Consider the following 20,406-nt stretch of genomic DNA (forward strand, 5'->3'; position numbering starts at 1 on the left):
AACCCGAAGATCCTGTCATTTTCCTGAAACCCGAAACGGCTATCCCGCTTAAAAATGAGCCGTTTTTTTATCCGGATTTTTCGCAGGATGTACATTATGAAGTTGAAATTCTGGTGAAGATCAATCGGGTTGGAAAAAACATCGACGAAAAGTTTGCCCATAAATATTACGACGAGATTGGCATCGGTATTGATTTTACAGCCCGCGACTTGCAGAGCAAATTAAAGGCGAAGGGATTACCCTGGGAGTTGGCAAAAGGCTTTAATGGCTCTGCGCCCATCTCATCGTTCGTGCAGAAAACCGATTATCCGGATTTGCAGAACCTTAATTTCCGTCTGGAGCTTAACGGCGAAAATCGTCAACTGGGCAATACGAGTTTAATGTTGTTTAAAATCGATTACCTGGTCTCGTTTGTTTCCCGGTATTTTCTGTTACAGCAAGGCGATATTTTATTCACCGGAACTCCAAAAGGTGTTGGCGCTGTGCAAATCGGCGATAAGCTGACGGCCTACATTGAGGATAAAAAAATGCTGGAAATCGACGTAAAATAACGTTCCTGTCATGCCGTTCTGCACTACGTATCTGGAACGTATGTCAACTTATCTTCTTTGCTTTTGAGACAATTCATTGGTTACCTTTTTTTTGCAATCTTAGTTGGCTTCAGCCAGTCGTTTGGACAGGTCGGTGTTACGCAGCCTCAATCGACATCAAGCCCCTCCGCCCCAACGAGTTCTGCGCTTGCGGGTCTTATCCAGCCAGGTTATTTTCTATTCCCGATCCAGCCCGGAATGGCAAATTCGCTGGCGGGTGGTTTAGGGGATTTGCGCCCAAATCACTTTCATGCCGGAATCGATATTCGGACGGGCGGCCGTGAAGGGTTGCCGGTTCATGCGGCAGCCGATGGGTACGTATCACGGATTGCGGTTTTTACGGGCGGCTATGGCAATGTCATTTTCATCAAGCATCCCAACGGACTGACAACCGTTTATGGGCACCTCAAAACCCTCAATGACACACTCGGCACGTATCTTCGTACGAGCCAGTACCAAAAGAAAACCTTCGAGATTGATCTTCGTCCGGCGCCGGGCCAGTTTCCGGTAACGAAAGGCGAAGTCATTGCTGCGTCTGGTAATACAGGCGGATCGGGCGGGCCACACCTGCATTTTGAAATTCGCGATGCCAATGATAATCTGATTAATCCGTTGCTCTACGGCTTCTCCGAAATTCGCGATGAAGTTCCACCTTACTTCGAACGCGTTGCCCTGAAAACGATGACGGCCACTTCGCGGATTAACGGCGAATACCAGCGCATTAGCTACGTACCCGTTCGACAAACGGACGGTACGTATCGAATTACACAACCCATTACGGCATCGGGCCTGATTGGGATGGAAGTTCTGGGCTACGACAAAACAACCGGATCACCTTACCGAAACGGAATCAGTTGTCTGGAAATCCGACTCGATGGCCGGGAGGTGTTTGCTTACAACATGAATAGTTTTCCGAACGAGCAAACGCGATTCATGAATGTCCACGAAAATTATGAAGTGGAGCAAACAAGCGGTCAACGCTATCATCGGGGCTACATTGCCGACGGCAACATTCTAAATCTCTATAAATTACAGAGTAACGTAGCGTACCGGGGCCGTTTACCGCTGCTGGATGGCAAACCCCATGAGGTAACTTTGACTCTGTACGATGCGTATGACAATTCGGCTCAGCTAACGTTTACGGTTTTACCCGAAATTTCCAGCGAATCCACTTCGTCTGAGTTCGATTCGCTGGAAGGAGAACCAATTGCTGCAATTCCTCAACCAGCTCTTATAGGCGAGCCGACCGTAACGATTACCACGGATGAAAACGTATTGAAGCTAACCGCTAAAAATATCTCCATCAGTAATCCACCCGTGGCCAAACTGATTACGGGTCGTACTGTAGTTGAGCAACCCGTTAGTTATATACGTAACAACCAAGCCGTTTATCTTATAGATTTGCGGCAGACATTGCCCGATTCCGTTCAGTTTGGCCGGGGCGTGGTACGAACCAATTTCAGAAAACGTATCATACCAGGTCGGAATGATGCCTTTACGCATGAAAACACCCGATTGGAATTTGGAGCGAGGACCTTATTTGATACGTTGCATCTGACCATGCGATCGTTACCGGGAGGTATTTTGGAGATTAATCAGCCAACGATTCCGTTGAACGACTACTTAAAAGTTCAGTATACACCGAATTATCCAATTGCTATCGACACGATGCGAACTAAGGCGTATTGGGTAAGCGGTGGCCGCGAAAGTTTTCTTGGGGGTACATGGAAAAAAGGACGTATCGAATTCAAAACTCGTTCATTGGGACGATTTCAACTGCTAACGGATGCAACGCCCCCCAGAGTTGACATTCTATCGGCTACGCCCCAGGGCATCTCGGCCAAAATCCGGGATGATCTTTCAGGCATTGCTGAGTTTCGGGCACTGGTCAACGGCGAATGGGTACTAATGCAGTATGATTATAAACGAGCTTTGCTATGGTCAGACAAACTAAATCCGGATGAACTTTTCGAAACAGGCGCTGAAGTGCTTGTTCAGGTAAAGGATAATTCCGGCAATATTGGGTCAGACAGTACAACCGTTCAGGAATTTCGGCCCGTTGTTAAGCGAAAAGCCAAAACGACAAAACAAAAAGCAGCGCCAAAACGGAGTCGAAGAAGACGATAAACAGAGTACGTTCCTGGTTAATTCGCAGTCATAAAAATATAGGATAAACAAGATGAGCCTAAACGTCGGCGACCCCGCCCCCGATTTTACGAGCACCGACCAAAACGGAAATCAGGTTAAACTTTCCGATTATCGTGGCAAAAAAGTGGTGCTCTATTTTTACCCGAAAGACGATACGCCCGGCTGCACAGCCCAAGCCTGTAGTCTGCGCGACAATTACGATAAGCTACTGGCTGCGGGCTACGTAGTGCTGGGCGTTAGCGTAGACGACGAAAAATCGCATCAGAAATTCAGTAAGAAATTTGACCTGCCTTTCCCGCTTGTTGCCGACACCAGTCATCAGATTGTTGAAGCTTACGACGTATGGAAAGAAAAGTCGATGTATGGCCGCAACTTCATGGGAATTGTCCGCACTACATTCCTGATTGACGAAAACGGCACCATCGCAGAGATTATTACCAAAATAGATACTCAAAACCACGCAGAACAAATCTTAACGTAACGCGGGTAAAACTGTTTTTTTTAGCAACAATTGCGGGTTTCTGCCCGCGTCTCACATGGAAATCGAACAACTCGAACACATTGCTACCGCCGTTCGGCGCGACATCGTCCGCATGGTTGCGGCCGTTAATTCTGGGCACCCTGGCGGCTCACTCGGCTGCACGGATTTGATGGTCGCCCTTTATTTTGACATCATGCGGCTAAAACGGGATGCTGATGGCAAGCCTATTTTCGACATGAATGGTCGTGATGAAGATCTTTTCTTTCTTTCAAACGGTCACATCTCTCCTGTTTTTTATTCCGTACTGGCACGGGCAGGCTATTTCCCTGTTTCTGAGCTTGCTACGTTCCGCAAGCTGGATAGCCGTCTTCAGGGCCATCCCACTACGGCCGAGCATCTTCCCGGTGTACGTATTGCCTCCGGCTCTTTAGGACAGGGTCTGTCAGTAGCAGCCGGAGCCGCCTACGCTAAAAAACTGAATGGCGACGACAAGCATGTTTACGTATTAATGGGCGACGGTGAGCAGCAGGAAGGCCAGATTTGGGAAGCGGCTCAATTTGCGCCCAACAAAAAACTCGGTAATCTGACAGCTATCATCGACCTGAACTATGCTCAGATTGACGGTTCGACCAACAACGTAAATGACAACCGCGACCTGGGTGCTAAGTATCGGGCGTTCGGCTGGCACGTTGATGAGATGCAGGGAAATGACATCGCTGACGTAGTGAAAACGTTACGCAAAGCTCAGGAAAACCCTGACGTACCCACGTTGATTCTGATGAATACCCAGATGGGTTTTGGCGTCGATTATATGATGGTTGGCCACAAATGGCACGGCATTGCCCCCAACGCCGAACAGTTGGAACAAGCCCTCAACCAGTTGCCCCTAACCGTCGGCTACTCGGATTATTAATTCCCAGAACGGAACATTCTTCCCATTGCTATTAGAATCAGACGATGAAAAAATACGAATACACAGACAAAAAAGATACGCGTTCAGGCTTCGGCGCGGGTATTGCCGAACTGGGAAAAACGCACCCAAACGTAGTGGCCCTGACTGCCGATTTGGCTGGTTCACTGAAACTCGAAACGTTTATTAAAGAAAATCCTGATCGCTATATCCAATGCGGAATTGCCGAAGCAAATATGATTGGCGTATCGGCAGGATTGACCATTGGCGGGAAAATTCCATTTGCCACTACGTTCGCTAACTTCGCTACGGGGCGTGTGTACGATCAGATTCGTCAGTCGGTTGCTTACTCAAACAAAAACGTCAAAATCTGCGCTTCACACGCAGGCGTTACGTTAGGCGAAGATGGCGCCACCCACCAGATTCTGGAAGATTTGGGGATGATGAAAATGCTGCCAAATATGACGGTTATCAACCCCTGCGATTATAACCAGACGAAAGCAGCTACTATTGCTATTGCTGATCACGAAGGACCAGTTTATTTACGCTTCGGCCGTCCGGTCATTCCAGTGTTTACGCCTGCCGATCAGAAATTTGAGATTGGTAAAGCCTGGACTGTCAACGAAGGAAAAGACGTATCGATTTTCTGCACTGGTCACCTCGTTTGGGAAGCAATCAAAGCGGGTGAACTATTGGCCGAAGAAGGAATTGAAGCCGACATTATTAATATTCACACAATCAAGCCATTGGACGAAGAGGCTATTCTGGCATCGGTGAAGAAAACCGGTTGCGCTGTATCGGCCGAGGAGCATATGATTAACGGCGGTTTGGGCGACAGCGTCGCCAACGTACTGGCCCGCAACTATCCGGCTCCGCTCGAATACGTCGGCGTACACGATACGTTCGGAGAAAGCGGTACACCTGACCAGTTGATGAAAAAATATGGCCTCACTGCGGATAAGATTATTGAGCAGGTAAAGAAAGTAATGGCACGACGTTCGTAACCTAACAACGTATATGTTCTTGCGAAAGGGGAATAGCTATGCTCGCTGGTTAACGGGTGGTACGTTATTTTACCTGCTTTTCCCTTTTCTGCTGTTTCTGGCAGGCTGGATACGTAGTATACTTGCGATTCCAGCCTGCTTATCAATACTAGTTTCCACGTATTACTTCCTAAAACAGACTTATTCCGATAGGCTGGAATCAGCTCCGTTCAAGTATCAGATCGGCATTTTACTGCTGGCTATTTATTGGTGCTTCATTGCCGGTTTGGGGGAATGGATGCCTCAGTCAACGGACTTCTTCAAGCACAATCTCGTTTTCGCCGACTTAGTCAGATTCGACTGGCCCGTCCGCTATGAACACTCCGGCTTCTTGTGTTATTATCTGGCTTATTACCTACCCGTCGCTCTGGCGGGTAAACTGATTGGAATACAGTTTGTGCCTGCACTGTCTTTTTTATGGAGTTTAGGTGGTTTGTATATCATATTTAACTGGATTTTGGTCATAGGCGGCCACTATAGAGCAGGCGCTTTACTCGGATTTACCTTGTTGAGCGGTTTTCATCTTATTCGGTTTGGAGTCAATAAATTATTTGGCCTGTCTATATCCATGATGTACAAAACCCTTCCACCATTGGTTTACTATCCTTATTCTATAAAACAATGGTTGTACATTCCTCAACAGGTTTTAGGAGCTTTACTGGTGGTAGGCTGGGTTTATGTGGAGATGTTTCAGCGCAAACGATACACCTCAGTATTCTACATTAGCAGCTTAGGTCTTTTCTATTCACCGTTTGCCATTATAGGCTTAACCCCTCTCATAATTGCTGGCTGGCCTACTCACTGGCGCCAGTTTATATCCATCCCGAATCTACTAGGAGCCTCTATTGTCACTTTTTTTCTAGCGGGTTATTATCTTGCTCATTACCCGATTAATGCGAGCGGCTGGAATTTCCCGTCTACTGGAACGGAGTTTTGTTTTTTGATAAATACCTTATTTGCGGACGTAGCACTACCCTTTCTACTTGTCTGGTTAATTCACCAACGCTACAACGTATTGACAAAACAACAGATGGTTTTTATTAGCATCGCTTCGATTATAAAATTGCTTTTAGCGTTTTACTTTGTAGGGTACAACAATGATTTATTGATGAATGCAAGTCTATCCCTATCTTCCATACTCTTTATTTTGATGGGAATAGCTTTGCAACAGTTGAGTGAAAAAGTACCGAATCAGTGGCCCGTTCGATTTATTTCGATATTACTGATTGTCATTTCCTTTTTACCAGCGTACATGCATGTATCTTTGTTCACTGACTATTCCGAAACACGTCGGTATGCCAACGTGGCGCCATCTCTAAATAAAACAGTTGGCTATACGATTAACGACTTAAATCAGTTTATGCATTATCGGTTTAAACCTAACCAGTATTATGATTTTGCACGACAGTATATAGGCAATCCTGACCATTTTTTTAATCGCTATATCCTGAAGTAAAACCAGTAAGGTTGCTCCTAATTAATGACTGACGAAGAACTCCTCGCTAAATATCGCGATCCGTCGAGCCGGAATTACGCCTTTAATCTGCTAGTTCGAAAGTACCAGCAAAAGATTTATTGGCATATCCGAAAGATGGTCATTGACCACGACGATGCCGACGATCTGGTTCAGGAAACATTCATAAAAGTATGGAATAGCCTGGAACAGTTTCGGGGTGATAGTCAGTTATATACGTGGATCTACCGCATTGCCACCAACGAGTGCCTTAACTTTCTGAACAAGAAGCGTCGGCGCTTTTTTCTACCTATTGGCGACGTGGAAGGCGAGTTGATGGAGAAGCTGGAAAGCAAATCTGAATTTGCTACGTCTTGCAACGATCCGAGTGGCGAAGAAGTGCAGATCAAGTTGCAAAAGGCGCTGCTCAAACTTCCCGATAAACAGCGGCTGGTTTTCAATATGAAATACTTCGATGATATGAAATACGAAGATATTTCAGAAATTACGGGTACCTCGGTTGGTGCCTTGAAGGCATCATATCATTTGGCCGTCAAAAAAATTGAGGATTATCTAACAAATACTGACGCAACTGATTAAACCTGAAGCGATAGAAGCTGTCAAATTCATAAAACCAGGAGTTTACAGCCTAGAATTGTGTAACGTATACACACCAGTGATATGAATGATAAGAACGAATTTCGGCTTGATGAATTACCACCTGAGCACCCCATGAGGCAATTGCCTTTTGCGGCTCCTGACGGTTATTTTGATTCCCTGCCTTCACGTATACAGGCTCGTGCTATTCGTGAGCCTAAATCAGCTTTTAGTATTAGCTGGTCATGGCAACGAACAGTCGCTTCACTAGCAGGAGCCAGCCTGATTGCAGTGCTCGTATGGCAAACCTTACCTCAACGTCAGGAATCGTTGGGCAGTGAAGCTTTGGCAGGCGTAAGTAATGAGGTGATCACCGCTTATCTGGATGATCAGGGCATTAACCCTGATGAACTAGCGGAAAGTCAGCAAATTCATGCCTCACTGGGTAACGATACTACGGCAATTCAGTATCTGAACGTGAAACCAACTGATATTCAGCGGCACATAGATGAAGAAAACGCTACTGGAAATCTAACCCTCGACTCCTGATTTTAACTTGGTTAATTTTACCACAATGAGACATATATGGATTGGGTGGCTAATGAGTCTGATGTTAATGACACAAGTGGCCCACGCGCAAAATGAACTCAATGGACGACAAAAAATCGAATCAGCTAAGATCGGGCTGATCACGAATCGTCTGAATTTAACTCCCGAACAGGCTCCACAGTTTTGGGCTGTCTATAATGAATACAATGCCAAGAAACAGGAGTTAAACCGAAGGATTCGGCAGCTTAACAATGAACCGTCACGTAGTAATTTGAATAACAATCAGCTCTTGGACGGTTTGCGCGAGGTGAATGCAACCAAGCAAAAACTAGCTGATCTTGATAACGAATATATGAGCCGCTTCTTAAAGGTTATTAGCCCTCCTCAACTAGCAGAATTATATAAGACGGAACAGATGTTTAATAAAATGTTGCTTAATCAATTAAAGCAAAGCAATTAATCAATAAAAAAACCCAGCTTACATTAAGCTGGGTTTTTTTATTGATTAATTGCTTTGCCAGACAGGCAAATTATAACCTTTACATTGCTTCCAATACGGCTGATGATTTATTGTACTTGTTTCTATAATCAATGGGTGATAAACCTGTTATTTTTTTAAAAATATTCCTGAAAGCTTTCGTATCTGAATAACCAACATCATACATTACTTCATTTATCGTTTTCCGATTTGTTTCGAAGCTTTTTTTAGCAGCTTCTATTTTTACTCTTTGCGTATACTCCATAACCGTGTTTGAAGTAGCCTGCTTAAATCTACGCTCCAGGTTCCTTCGCCCTAACGCTAACTTATCTGCCAGCTGATCAACCGTAATTTTTTCCTGAAAATTTGTTTCGATAAATTCCTGAGCTTTCTTAATTAGTTCATCATTATGTGTTTTCTGACCTTCAAATATAATGAAGGGCGATTGACTGTCCCGATCAATATCAATCATGAAGGCTTTCGCAATTAAAATAGCAATATCACGACCAGCATATTTTTCAATCAGGTATAAAAGTAGGTTTAAATAAGAATAAGCGCCACCGCTTGTGTACAAGCCGTCGTCTTCGGTCATTATTTTATCATCTACAAGATTAACGTCCGGAAACATAGCTCTGAATTCGTTAGCAAACCGCCAGTGAGTAGCACATTGCTTCCCTTTTAACAGACCAGTAGCCGCCAGAAAAAAAGCGCCTATGCAAAAACTTGCCACCTCCGCTCCTTTTTCGTAGTGCCTGATAATCCAGGGCAGGAATTCTTTATTAAGTATGGCGGCTTCTTCTGGGTTACCGAACAGGGCCGGAACTATAATCAGATCTGTCTTTTCTATTTCCTGAATTTGTCGATCTGGATTGATAATAAATAGCCCTTTTTTTTGGCTCGTTTCCTGAGGTAGGCCAATCAGCTGAACATTAAAAAGAGCAGGCCTTCCCATAGCCGACTGCAACCCATTCACCTCAGAAAAAATCTGATACGTACCCTCAATGTTTGTCAGACTTACATGCCCTCGTGGGACAAGAATTGATACGTGCTTCATAGATCAAATATAAACAAAGTTGGTGTCGTAATCAACCCCGTTTTTGACGTATTTATCCCTATAAATTCTTTGGTCTGGAGGTATATTTGCAGAGGTAGTTATAAAAGATTTACGCATAAAATGACGATACCATTCGAAGCAATCTTCGCCGTTGATAATTAGTAGTTCAGCAAAAGGTACATGGTATTTATCGTCGAATATAGCAATCATAATAAATCCGTGAAACCAATGGTGGAAGTTTTCAGAACAGACGTCCAAAAAATTAGCGAATCTAAAACGTTAATTAAAAAATTATTTGATCATTTTCAGGTAGATACAATCAGTTTTGATTTGGAAGATTGCGATAAAGTTCTTCGGGTAGAGGGCAACTATGTTCCAGCGAATAAAATAGTTGAGTTCGTCACTTCCTTAGGCTACCAGTGCGAGGTCCTCATTTAATTATAAGCTTATATACGTAACGCCAAATACCTATCAAAAAAGTCGCCTTTTAACAGGTGTTAAGCGCGACTTTCGTTCATTAAAGTTTTAAATATTTTAGGCTCATACCTTCGCCAGGATTTCCTCTACAGTTATCGTTTCCAGCGAAGGCGCAACTAAATCAGCTTGCGTCAGCACATCGGGCGAGCCAAGCCCTACGACGAACATACCTCCCCGCTTACCAGCTTCAACTCCGGCGACAGCATCCTCAAACACCACGCATTCAGCGGGCCGTACGCCTAGTTCAGCAGCACCTTTTGTAAATACTTCCGGATCGGGTTTGCCTCTGCTGATTTTCGTACCATCAATCACCGCATCGAAGGCATTGGTCATGCCGATACGTTCCAGAATTAGCGAGGCATTCTTACTGACCGAGCCAAGTGCCGTCAATAATCCAGCCTCACGTACCTGAGCGAAGAAGTTAGCTACTCCCGGCAAAATATCGTCGGAGGTCATCCGACTAACCAGATCAAGGTACCATTGATTTTTCTTAGCTGCTAACGCTTCTTTTTCTTCGTCCGGTAAGATTAAGCCACCCGATTCCAGAATCAGATCCAGTGATTCCATGCGGCTGACACCTTTAAGTCGCTCATTAAATTCTTCCGAAATATCGAAGCCTAATTCATTGGCTAATCGTCGCCAGGCTTGATAATGATAAATAGCCGTATCAACAATAACACCGTCAAGATCGAATAGAAACGCTTTAATAGGCATATGAGTAGATTGATGAAAGGCAAAAGTAGCCGATTCAGCCGTAGGTTGTTCCAGAAAAAAACTTACCCCAAAAATTGTATTATCCATTTTGCTTTCGTTTACTTTGCAAAACAAAGTACTTTCAGAAATACATGGAATCACAACTTAACGACGAGCAATCTGATTCGGCCATCGATCGTATGAACCGATGGATTCGTACCTCAACCATGCTGAAATTAGCCGTTATCGGCATATTGGTACTTGTCTTGCTGATTCCAGCCAACATGCTACAATCGCTGATTCAGGAACGGGAAAGCACCCGCAACGCAGCCACTACCGAAGTAAGTTCTAAATGGGGAGGCCAGCAAATTATTGGCGGTCCTGTGCTTTCGATACCTTATGAGGTCACTACCAAAGACGAGAAAGGAGTGGAACAAACTCAGACGAATTACGCTCACTTTTTGCCCGACGACTTACAGTTCGATGGCAACGTAACGCCCGAGCGACGGAACAGAGGCATTTTTGTGGTAATGCTATACAATTCTAAATTGACGATAAAAGGTAGTTTTCGGAAACCCGATGCCGCAACGCTGGGCTTATCGGAAGCTGATGTGAAGTGGCATAAAGCGTTTTTATCACTGGGCATTAGCGACATGAAAGGCATTCGGAATGCCATTACGTTTCGGGTTAATAATCAGACTATAAAAGCTGAGCCAGGAATTCCGAGCGAAGATATTTTGGCGTCGGGTGTTAGCGTACCGATTCAGTTGAACGCCGATACGTATCGGTTTGAGTCGCTTGTCGACCTGAACGGTAGTACACAGTTGAGTTTTCTACCGTTCGGTAAAGAAACGCGTGTAACGCTACGTTCGCCCTGGCATACACCCAGTTTTGTTGGCTCGTTTCTACCCGACCAACGTAGTGTTACGTCGTCTGGCTTTCAGGCGTCGTGGAAAGTTCTTCAGTTCAACCGAAACTATCCGCAACAGGGCATTGGCGATTTTCTTACCAGAGCAAACGAAGCCCAGCCTTCTTTCGGTGTAAATCTGCTGCTTCCGGTTGATGAGTATCAGAAAACGATGCGTTCGGCCAAATATGGGATTCTGTTTGTGATTCTGACGTTTGTAGCGTTTTTCTTCGTCGAAATTCTGGACCGCCGACGTATTCACCCTATCCAGTACCTGCTCGTAGGGTTTGCCATTTGCCTGTTTTATTTGCTGCTGCTTTCTATTTCTGAGCATGTCTCATTCGACGGCGCTTATCTGATTGGCAGCATTATTATTCTGGCACTCATCACGTTCTACGTACGCTACGTATTTCAAAATACACGCCTTACCATTTTATTCAGCCTTATTCTGGCCTTGCTCTACGGTTTCTTCTATTCGCTGCTTCAGTTGGAAGATTATTCGCTATTGCTCGGCAGTTTCGGCCTGCTACTCATATTAGGCTTTATTATGTATTTAACACGCCATGTTGACTGGTATCGGGGATACGATCAGAAAGTTCTTAATACGTAGTGACACCTTATTTAATACTACGTCCACCTACAACAGGTTCAATCCTGATTGAGCTGAATTGAATAGGCAGTAAGCAGACGTAGTGTGTAGCAAGTCATCGATCCATAATATTTAACGTCGTGTATGGTTCTATTTAGCAGGCTTGAACAACTGTACGAAGAAGCAAAAAGCAACCGATGGTTTAGGTACTTTACGGTTTTTTGCCGCATAGTCTTAGCGCTGGGATTTCTTCCATCGGGCACCGTAAAAATCATGGGCGAACGGTTTACGGCTTTGTCCGGGAATCATCCCTTAGGCCATTATTTCGATGCGTTGCACCTTACAGGCTATTATTACACGTTCATCGGGATTGCCCAGGTAACGGCAGCTCTTTTGTTGCTGATTCCAAGAACAGCTCTTCTGGGCGCACTCATCTACTTCCCTATTATTCTGAACATCTGCATTTTAGCCTATGCTACCCGATTTGAAGGCACTCGCATCACAACCCTCATGGTACTGGCAAGCCTATATTTGTTATGCTGGGATTATGACCGATTAAAGCACATTTTGCCCGTTAAACAATCGAACAGCGACGGCTACGCAGCACAAAAGAAACCGTTGAGCAACAGGTTTCCTTTTCTGTTTTTTGGGTGTGTTTTTACGGCTGTAGCGTCTGTCATCGTCATAAACCAATTTTTATATGAGATTCGCCCCGGCAATTCTTTGGAAGAATGCCAAAATGGATGTCCGGGCAGTAAGTACCCAAAAGCGTGCGAAGTGTTCTGCGATTGTATTCACAATCGGGGCAAACCTCTTGCTACTTGCCTGACGGAGTTCGAAAGAGCGAAAAACAGTAGGAGAAATTAGCCTTTCGATCCTGCTGGAAACGTTCATGCTTAGCGTGATCAAAACGCCCATACACGCCCAATTTATTTACGTAGCTCCAATACCAAAGCTGTTTTAGCGGGTAACTTTATTAATTTCAGATCAGTCAGAGTTCCGTCGGTCAGTACGTTCATGGCCGACGTAAAACCACTCATGCGCTCGGCAAACCGAGCGGTATCCAGCGAAATTTCTTTTTCGTTGGTATTGGTCGCCACCATTACGGTTTTCGTACCATCATAACGGAAATACACATACGTACCGTCCTGAGGCAAAAACTGCATCAATTTTCCGGTATGCATTACTGGATTATCGCGCCGGTACGTTGCCAGTTTCCGTACAAAAAGAAACGCGTTGTTTTCCCGGTCGTTACGTCCGGCGGTCTCGAATTTGTTTTCCTTATCGCCCGGAAAACCGCCCGGAAAATCACGACGTACTTCGGCGTCCGACGGGTCTTTGAAATTTTTCATCAGAATTTCGGTACCGTAATACATCGACGGAATTCCCCGCGTAGTAAGCAGCCACGTCATTCCGATTTTGTATTTGTCATAATCTTCGCCAATCACCGATAAATAGCGGTCGGTGTCGTGATTGTCCAGAAATGTAACCAATTTGTTAGGATCAACATAAACGGCGTCCTGTGCCAGTGCCTGATAAAACCGATTGACGCCATCATCCCAGCTAAATTTCTGTTTCAACGATTCGTTTATGGCCGTAAACAGCACAAAATCCAGGCCGCCGGGCTGGTTCGATTTGAATGGAAAATCAATTTTGTTACGTGTGTAATAGGCCTGATCCACTACGTTATTGACCCACGACTCGCCAAAAATATGAATCTTCGGGTACTGATCCATAAGGGCCTGATTGCAGCGATTCATGAACGGCATATCGTTATACATATACGTATCGATCCGCCAGGCATCAACCCCAAACGTCTCGACGCTCCAGATGGCGTGCTGAATCAGGAAATTCGCTACGTAAGGATTGTTCTGATTCAGGTCGGGCAGGAACGGCACAAACCAGCCATTTACCGTTACGTTGCGATCGCTCTGCGCGCCGTGCGGGTCGGTGATGGGCTGGTATTTGTACGACGTATTGGTGTAGCTGGGCCATTGGTGCACCCAATCTTTGCTGGGCATATCTTTCAAAAACCAATGATTGATGCCAACATGATTGTAAACGGCGTCCTGCACCACTTTCATGCCCGCTGCATGGGCTTGTCTGACAAAGGTTTTGTACGCTTCATTACCACCTAACCGCCGGTCGACCGCGTAGTGATCCGTAAATCCATAGCCATGATACGCCGATCGCATCGATCCACCTTCGTTCGTAAGCGGCTGATTATTTTCAAGTACAGGTGTAAACCAGATGGCCGTAACACCCAAGTCTTTGAGGTAATTGATACGTTGAGCAGCACCCGCCAGATCTCCCCCATGGCGATAGAACGGGTTGGCCCGGTCTGAGTTCGGATCAGCCATATCCGCAAACTTATCATTGCCAGGATCGCCGTTTGCAAATCGGTCAGGCATGGCTAGATAAATGAAATCAGCCGACGTAACGCCCTGCCCTTTTGGCGACGTATCGCGGGCTTTCAGTTCAAACGGTTGCGTGAGCGTCTGGCTACCTCGTTTACCGATTATCCTGATCGTGCCGGGCTTCGCGGAGGACGTAACGACCAGATCCAGAAAAGCATAATTCGGATTTTCGACAGTATGTGTTTTAGCCAGCTTCACGCCGGGGTACTGGATGGTATATGTGAGCGTACCGGCACTGGGGCCGTAGATGAGCAGTTGCACGTTTGGGTTCTTCATACCCACCCACCAGTTAGTAGGGTTGACGCGCTGAATCTGTGCCTGCTGCGCCTGAGCGAACTGGCAGGTTATCAACAGGCTAACCAAGACGATATATATAGTTGTTCTCATGTATAGGTTGATAGTAATTAAGGCTAATCAGCCCAGAAACTGAAAATAATGCAACAATAACGCGAAAATAACCCAGGATTTTCGCAAAAAAAGGGCATAGTTTTGCAGCATAGCAACTTGTCAATTCGACTAATCTGAATTCATTCGAACGTATGTTTACTGCCTCTGGTGTCCCGGTAATGGACAAACTGATTATTTACCAGATTTTCACCCGCTTATTTGGCAATCAGAACACCACGAATCGACCATACGGTACTCGCGACGAAAACGGTGTCGGTAAGTTCAATGACATCAATGATTTGGCGCTGCAATCCATCCGGCAATTTGGCGCTACGCACGTCTGGTATACAGGTATTCTCGAACACGCTACCCAAACTGATTATTCGCATTACGGAATCCGGCCCGACGATCCGATTGTTGTGAAAGGGAAAGCAGGATCGCCCTATGCCGTTAAGGATTATTACGACGTTGACCCTGATCTGGCCGTTCATGTGCCCGACCGGATGGCTGAGTTCGAAGCGCTTGTACAGCGCTCCCATGCCTACGGCTTAAAGGTGATCATTGACTTTATTCCAAACCACGTAGCACGCGAATATTACTCCGATGTGAAGCCAGCCGGTGTTGTCGACCTGGGTCAGAATGACGACGTAACGGTAAATTTTTCTGCCACAAATAACTTTTATTATTTACCGGGCCAGGCCTTCGTATCACCCGAACGTAACGAACAGGAATGCAGCCCAAGTCAGCACCGCCTGCACGAGTTTCCGGCCAAGGTAACGGGCAGCGGCTCCATCACGGCCTCACCCGATGCCAATGACTGGTACGAGACCATCAAACTAAATTACGGCCTCAATATTTTTGACGGAAGCCGCCATTTCGACCCTATCCCAAATACTTGGCACCAGATGCTCGATATTCTGCTTTACTGGGCCAGTAAAGGTGTCGACGGATTCCGATGCGACATGGCGCACTACGTTCCGGTGGAGTTCTGGCAGTGGGCTACCCGGCGGGTTAAGCAGCGATACCCCGACCTGATTTTCATTGCCGAAATCTATGATCCCAGCCTCTATCGACCGTTCATTTTTGAGGGTGGTTTTGACTACCTCTACGACAAAGTTGGGCTGTACGACTCCGTTCGGGAGCTAATGGAAGGGCGCGGTTCCTGTTATAATCTTACGCGGGTCTGGCAGCAGGAGTCCGGCGACTTTTCGCAGCATATGCTTCGGTTTCTGGAGAACCACGATGAACAGCGTATCGCTTCCCGCTTTTTTGCGAATAACCCCTGGGCGGCCATTCCCGGCATGACCTTATCAGCCACGATGCACACAGGCCCCGTGCTGATTTATTTCGGACAGGAAGTGGGCGTGCGGGCAGAGGGGGCAGAAGGTTTCAGTGGTGATGACGGACGCACTACCATCTTCGACTATTGGGGATTGCCCCGCTGGCAGGGCTGGCTGAATGGAGGCAACTTCGATGGAGCAAGGCTATCTGATGAACAGCGCGATTTACGGGCATTTTATCAACAGTTAAACTATCTGGTAAAGGGCTCCGATGCCATTCAGAACGGCTATTTCTACGACTTACAATACGTGAACGATAATGGCCAGAGTCCCGGCTACGACGCTCATCAAATCTATAGTTATCTCCGCTACACAGACCGGCAGAAACTGCTTATCGTCTGTAATTTTTCCAGCCAACATACCTATGAGACAAGTGTTCGGATACCTGACACTGCGTTTGTAGCAATGAATTTAGAGCCTGCCCGAACGTATCAATTTACCGATATATTTATGGCAAATCTGACCATTGAAATCGTGGGATCAACAGGCCTACCATTATTACTGCCTCCCTGGAGCGTACGAGTCCTGGAAATTAAGTCGTAGCTTTATGCTACTTTTTGAGCTACCCTTCGTCTATAGACTATGCTCAAAAGTACCGCCATTCTATGACAAAATTATTTACTGGATTTTTTCTGCTTCTGCTAACACCTTTCATCGGGCAGGCGCAGAAAACCACCTATCTGCAATCATTAACGGTTATCGAAGGCAAAACCACTGCCGAGACAGCCGTTAATATTGGTCGACAGTTTCTGGGCAGACCCTACCTGCCCCACACACTCGATGTCAATCCAGATGAGCAGCTGGTTGTTAATACGCGTGAGTTTGACTGCACTACCTACATTGAAACGGTACTGGCTCTTTCGCTGGCTTCGCACGACGTAGCGGATAAGCAAAATCTCCTGCTTTTTGAACAAACTTTCCAGAAATACCTGACAAAACTTCGCTACCGCAATGGGCGGATTGACGGTTATGCAAGTCGTTTGCATTATTTCTCAGACTGGCTGCGCGACAACGAACGCAAAGGGCTCGTTGCTGATGTAACTCACGAACTGGCTGGTAAGATGTCGGTTGCCAAACCTGTTTCGTACATGACAACGGCTACGTACAAGTATCCTCGTTTAAGCGACTCAACCGTTTATAAACAGATCGCTCAAACCGAAGCATCACTTAGTCAGCAGTCGTTTTCATTTGTTCCCAAGAAAAATATTGCGCAGGCCGAAGCCCAACTGCGCGAAGGTGATATTATTATGCTTACAGCCGCCCGGCCCGGTTTAGACATGAAGCATGTTGGCATAGCAGTACGTTACCCTAACGGTCGGATTCACCTCATGCATGCGTCCTCTGATCTGGGTGCGGTTGTGATTACTTCTGAGCCATTAAGCGATTATGTTTTGTGGCATAAGAATATGTCCGGAATACGTGTCGCCCGGCTCCGTTCCAATAGAATACTGGAAGCCTCTATTGTGCAGGGCAACTAAGAAACGATAACGAGTCGGTTCGTCAATGGCGCTGGGTAGGGGTTGGGCCTCACCCGATTTAGTGCCGTTGGCGAACCGACTCGTTATCGTTTCTTATAAGCTGATGGGTTGTCTTTCCGGCAGAACGAAATCAACAGTGCTTTGACCTGTATTTTGAATCGAATTAGCTGATTTCACTTCCTGTCAAGGCAGAGTTTTAGCCCCGACGATCGCTTTATTTTTTGAATATTCGGTACAGCCGCCCCTGATCAGTGATCGCGTACAAAGCGCCGTCCTTACCCTGGGTGATATCCCGAAAACGCTGATATTCACCAGACAGCAACCGCTCTTCGCCAGTCACCCGGTTATTTTCAATGACCAGCCGTACAATGTGCATCCCACTGAGCGTACCAATGAAAAGGTTGTTTTTCCATTCCGGTATTTGATCTCCGCTGTAAAAGGTCATTCCGCTCGGCGACACGGATGGGTCCCAGTAATAAATCGGCTGTTCGAGCCCTTCTTTCTGTTGAATTGCGTCGCCGACCTTTGCGCCACTGTACTCAATCCCATACGTAATGGTAGGCCATCCGTAATTTTTACCGGGCTGGATACGGTTAACTTCGTCCCCTCCTCGGGGGCCAAATTCGTTTTCCCAAAGATCACCTGTAACGGGATGAAAGGCCAGGCCCTGCACGTTACGGTGCCCATAGGAATACAATTCGGGTCTGGCACCAGCCTGACCCGCGAATGGATTACCAGCCGCAGGTTTGCCATCGGTCGTGATTCGAATCACTTTCCCTAAACCAGAGTTGATCGACTGTGCCTGTGGCCGGGTAACCTTATCCGAACGTTCGCCAGTACTGATGATCAGATTGCCCTGCTTATCAAACAGAATACGTCCGCCATAATGCAGATTGCCTTTATAAGCAGGCGTAGCACGGTAGATAACCGTAGCCCCCTCAATCTTTTTCTCGTCTGGCGACAGTTTTCCTTTAGCTACCGCCGTCAGGTTTCCGTCAGGCAACGGTTCGGAAAATACCCAGTACACCATTCTGTTTTTCTCAAACGCCGGATCGAGCCGAACCCCAAGTAGACCACCCTGGCCGGATGAGTTAACTTTCGGAATTCCGGAGATAGGATCGCTTAATTTTCCATCCTGCGAAGCAATCCGCAGAGTGCCTTCTTTTTCCGTAATCAGCAGCCGGCCATCAGGAAAACTGGTAATTCCCCATGGCGATTTTAATCCTTCGGTTAGCACCTTACCTTCATAACTGGTTGTCGATTTGGCGCTGGCGACACGCGTCTGACCCGTAAAAGCAGGTTTGTAGCTGGAGTTTGGCTCCTTGGTTTCTACCTGAGAAAACGTAGTAGTATGAGCGGTAAAGACCAGTGTTGCGGCCGCCGTCAATACCACAAGTTGATTTGTCATAATGATCGATAGTTTGAGCTAGTATTTCTGAAACCGATGAATTGGCTTAGTTGGTTTCCTCAGCAACAGAGAAACCAACACTCAAAAATAGTACGTAACATCCAGACTGAAGTGTACTGATTTCAAAGCCGTCGGATGACTGGACCAAACGTCTTAAAAATCAGGCTCGGAAAGAAACAAACAGCACAAATAAGTCCTTACTCCCTTCACAATTTATCGCTCAGTATTTTGATCATTATCCGATCGGGAAGGTGCTCAGGATAAGTGGGAGCGTATCGGAATAGTTAATTTTCAGTACGTCCTGTTCCTTTGCTTTGGGGCATCGGTTCGGATAATCAGTTGTTTGAACCGAGTTTGTAGGTCTTGCAAATCTCCTTAATCGATACGTACCAAAGTTCTACCCTGCATTTGCCCCTTCAGAATCATTTGAACGGCATCGGGTAGATCTTCCAGACCGATTTCGTGAGTCAATGATTCCAGTGAAGCGGGTTTCCAGTCGTTGGCGAGCTGTTGCCAGATAGCGTCGCGTTTTTCAATGGGAAATTCCACCGAGTCAATCCCGGCCAGTTGTACACCCCGAAGAATAAATGGAAAAACGGTGAGCGGCAGATTACCACTATTGACCATGCCGCAGCAGGTTACAGTGCCGCCATATTGTATACTTTTGACAACCGTTGCCAAAATGGAACCACCTACCGTATCGACGGCGCCCGCAAACCGAGGTTTCAATAGTGCTTTCCCGGATGAATCTTCCATTTCTGCACGCGGAATAACGCTAGTTGCCCCGAACGATAGAAGAAGATCATGCGATTCGGGCTTTCCACTCAACGCAGTAACAACATAACCCAATCGGTGTAGGATACCAACGGCTACCGATCCGACACCGCCCGTAGCACCGGTTACAAGTACGCTTCCCTGATTGGGCATTACTCCATTTTTCAGTAATGCCGCTATGCTGAGCCCGGCCGTAAAACCAGCTGTGCCGTAGATCATGCTTTCACGTAGCGTCAGATTGTCGGGCCGCTTTACGATCCATTTTGCGGGCACCCGAATGTATTCTGCAAAACCACCACTGGTGTTCATCCCCAGATCAAAACCCGTCACGATCACTTCGTCGCCAGGTTTCCAGCCGGCGCTAGCCGACCTTTCAACTACGCCCGCAGCATCAATACCGGGTGTATGCGGAAAGCTTCGGGTAACGGCTTTATTGCCCGAGGCCGACAAGGCGTCCTTATAATTCAGTGAGGAATACCGCACCTGAATCAATACGTCGCCGGGCGGTAAATCACTGATGCGTTTTGTTGTGACGACGGCATCATAGCCACCTGCTACGTTAGCCGAAACGAGCAGACATTTGAATAGCTTATCCATAATGAACTAAGTTAGTTCGTGAAGATGATACGTTCG

The 20,406-nt window shown here is 46.3% G+C and carries 18 protein-coding genes; 13 read left to right on the top strand and 5 right to left on the bottom strand.

Annotated features, from left to right (window positions below; translation table 11 throughout):
• From ACOJS8_RS15070 to ACOJS8_RS15110, 9 genes are all read left to right on the top strand, one after another.
• Positions 1–551 (top strand): fumarylacetoacetate hydrolase family protein (locus ACOJS8_RS15070; RefSeq protein ID WP_420149368.1); only part of this gene is annotated, 551 nt, incomplete at its 5' end.
• Positions 552–788: 237 nt separating this feature from the next.
• On the top strand, positions 789–2,717 hold the full coding sequence (locus ACOJS8_RS15075; RefSeq protein WP_420149393.1) for a M23 family metallopeptidase: 1,929 nt from the start codon (positions 789–791) through the stop codon (positions 2,715–2,717).
• Between the two features lie 52 nt (positions 2,718–2,769).
• The gene (gene bcp, locus ACOJS8_RS15080; protein ID WP_420149369.1) at positions 2,770–3,219 is read left to right on the top strand and encodes a thioredoxin-dependent thiol peroxidase; all 450 of its coding nucleotides are present in this window, start codon (positions 2,770–2,772) and stop codon (positions 3,217–3,219) included.
• 55 nt (positions 3,220–3,274) lie between these two features.
• Positions 3,275–4,132, top strand: coding sequence for a transketolase (locus tag ACOJS8_RS15085; protein WP_420149370.1), 858 nt, complete (start codon positions 3,275–3,277; stop codon positions 4,130–4,132).
• Between the two features lie 44 nt (positions 4,133–4,176).
• Entirely contained in the window at positions 4,177–5,133 is a 957-nt protein-coding gene (locus tag ACOJS8_RS15090; protein WP_420149371.1) for a transketolase family protein, read from the top strand.
• Between the two features lie 13 nt (positions 5,134–5,146).
• Positions 5,147–6,628, top strand: a complete 1,482-nt coding sequence (locus tag ACOJS8_RS15095) for a hypothetical protein (RefSeq protein WP_420149372.1) — start codon at positions 5,147–5,149, stop codon at positions 6,626–6,628.
• Between the two features lie 24 nt (positions 6,629–6,652).
• Positions 6,653–7,225 (top strand): RNA polymerase sigma factor, encoded by a 573-nt coding sequence (locus ACOJS8_RS15100; RefSeq protein WP_420149373.1) that lies wholly within the window; start codon positions 6,653–6,655, stop codon positions 7,223–7,225.
• Between the two features lie 81 nt (positions 7,226–7,306).
• Positions 7,307–7,771, top strand: a complete 465-nt coding sequence (locus ACOJS8_RS15105; RefSeq protein ID WP_420149374.1) for a hypothetical protein — start codon at positions 7,307–7,309, stop codon at positions 7,769–7,771.
• A 25-nt stretch (positions 7,772–7,796) separates the two neighbouring features.
• Positions 7,797–8,231: a hypothetical protein gene (locus ACOJS8_RS15110; protein ID WP_420149375.1), complete on the top strand. Its 435-nt coding sequence runs from the start codon at positions 7,797–7,799 to the stop codon at positions 8,229–8,231.
• A gap of 79 nt (positions 8,232–8,310) precedes the next feature.
• On the opposite strand, the gene ACOJS8_RS15115 is transcribed toward ACOJS8_RS15110, so the two are convergent.
• Positions 8,311–9,303 (bottom strand): GlxA family transcriptional regulator, encoded by a 993-nt coding sequence (locus ACOJS8_RS15115; protein WP_420149376.1) that lies wholly within the window; start codon positions 9,301–9,303, stop codon positions 8,311–8,313.
• A 540-nt stretch (positions 9,304–9,843) separates the two neighbouring features.
• Positions 9,844–10,494, bottom strand: a complete 651-nt coding sequence (pgmB, locus tag ACOJS8_RS15120; protein WP_420149394.1) for a beta-phosphoglucomutase — start codon at positions 10,492–10,494, stop codon at positions 9,844–9,846.
• A 131-nt stretch (positions 10,495–10,625) separates the two neighbouring features.
• Between pgmB and creD the strand changes: the two genes are divergently transcribed.
• Both creD and ACOJS8_RS15130 read left to right on the top strand, forming a co-directional pair.
• On the top strand, positions 10,626–11,990 hold the full coding sequence (gene creD, locus ACOJS8_RS15125; protein ID WP_420149377.1) for a cell envelope integrity protein CreD: 1,365 nt from the start codon (positions 10,626–10,628) through the stop codon (positions 11,988–11,990).
• 123 nt (positions 11,991–12,113) lie between these two features.
• Entirely contained in the window at positions 12,114–12,836 is a 723-nt protein-coding gene (locus ACOJS8_RS15130; protein ID WP_420149378.1) for a DoxX family protein, read from the top strand.
• Positions 12,837–12,898: 62 nt separating this feature from the next.
• Here the strand turns inward: ACOJS8_RS15130 and ACOJS8_RS15135 are convergent, their stop codons facing one another.
• Positions 12,899–14,773, bottom strand: a complete 1,875-nt coding sequence (locus ACOJS8_RS15135) for a glycoside hydrolase family 13 protein (protein ID WP_420149379.1) — start codon at positions 14,771–14,773, stop codon at positions 12,899–12,901.
• A gap of 152 nt (positions 14,774–14,925) precedes the next feature.
• Between ACOJS8_RS15135 and ACOJS8_RS15140 the strand changes: the two genes are divergently transcribed.
• Positions 14,926–16,656, top strand: a complete 1,731-nt coding sequence (locus ACOJS8_RS15140) for an alpha-amylase family glycosyl hydrolase (protein WP_420149380.1) — start codon at positions 14,926–14,928, stop codon at positions 16,654–16,656.
• A gap of 62 nt (positions 16,657–16,718) precedes the next feature.
• Positions 16,719–17,591, top strand: coding sequence for an N-acetylmuramoyl-L-alanine amidase-like domain-containing protein (locus ACOJS8_RS15145; RefSeq protein WP_420149381.1), 873 nt, complete (start codon positions 16,719–16,721; stop codon positions 17,589–17,591).
• A 214-nt stretch (positions 17,592–17,805) separates the two neighbouring features.
• Here ACOJS8_RS15145 and ACOJS8_RS15150 read toward each other — a convergent pair whose 3' ends face one another.
• Together ACOJS8_RS15150 and ACOJS8_RS15155 are read right to left on the bottom strand one after the other, a co-directional pair.
• A complete protein-coding gene (locus tag ACOJS8_RS15150; RefSeq protein WP_420149382.1) occupies positions 17,806–18,999 on the bottom strand; it encodes a PQQ-dependent sugar dehydrogenase in 1,194 nt (397 codons plus the stop codon).
• Positions 19,000–19,374: 375 nt separating this feature from the next.
• The gene (locus tag ACOJS8_RS15155) at positions 19,375–20,370 is read right to left on the bottom strand and encodes a YhdH/YhfP family quinone oxidoreductase (protein WP_420149383.1); all 996 of its coding nucleotides are present in this window, start codon (positions 20,368–20,370) and stop codon (positions 19,375–19,377) included.
• Positions 20,371–20,406 lie beyond the last annotated feature (36 nt).

The sequence above is a fragment of the Spirosoma sp. genome (assembly GCF_048594605.1).
Classification (GTDB): Bacteria; Bacteroidota; Bacteroidia; order Cytophagales; family Spirosomataceae; genus Spirosoma.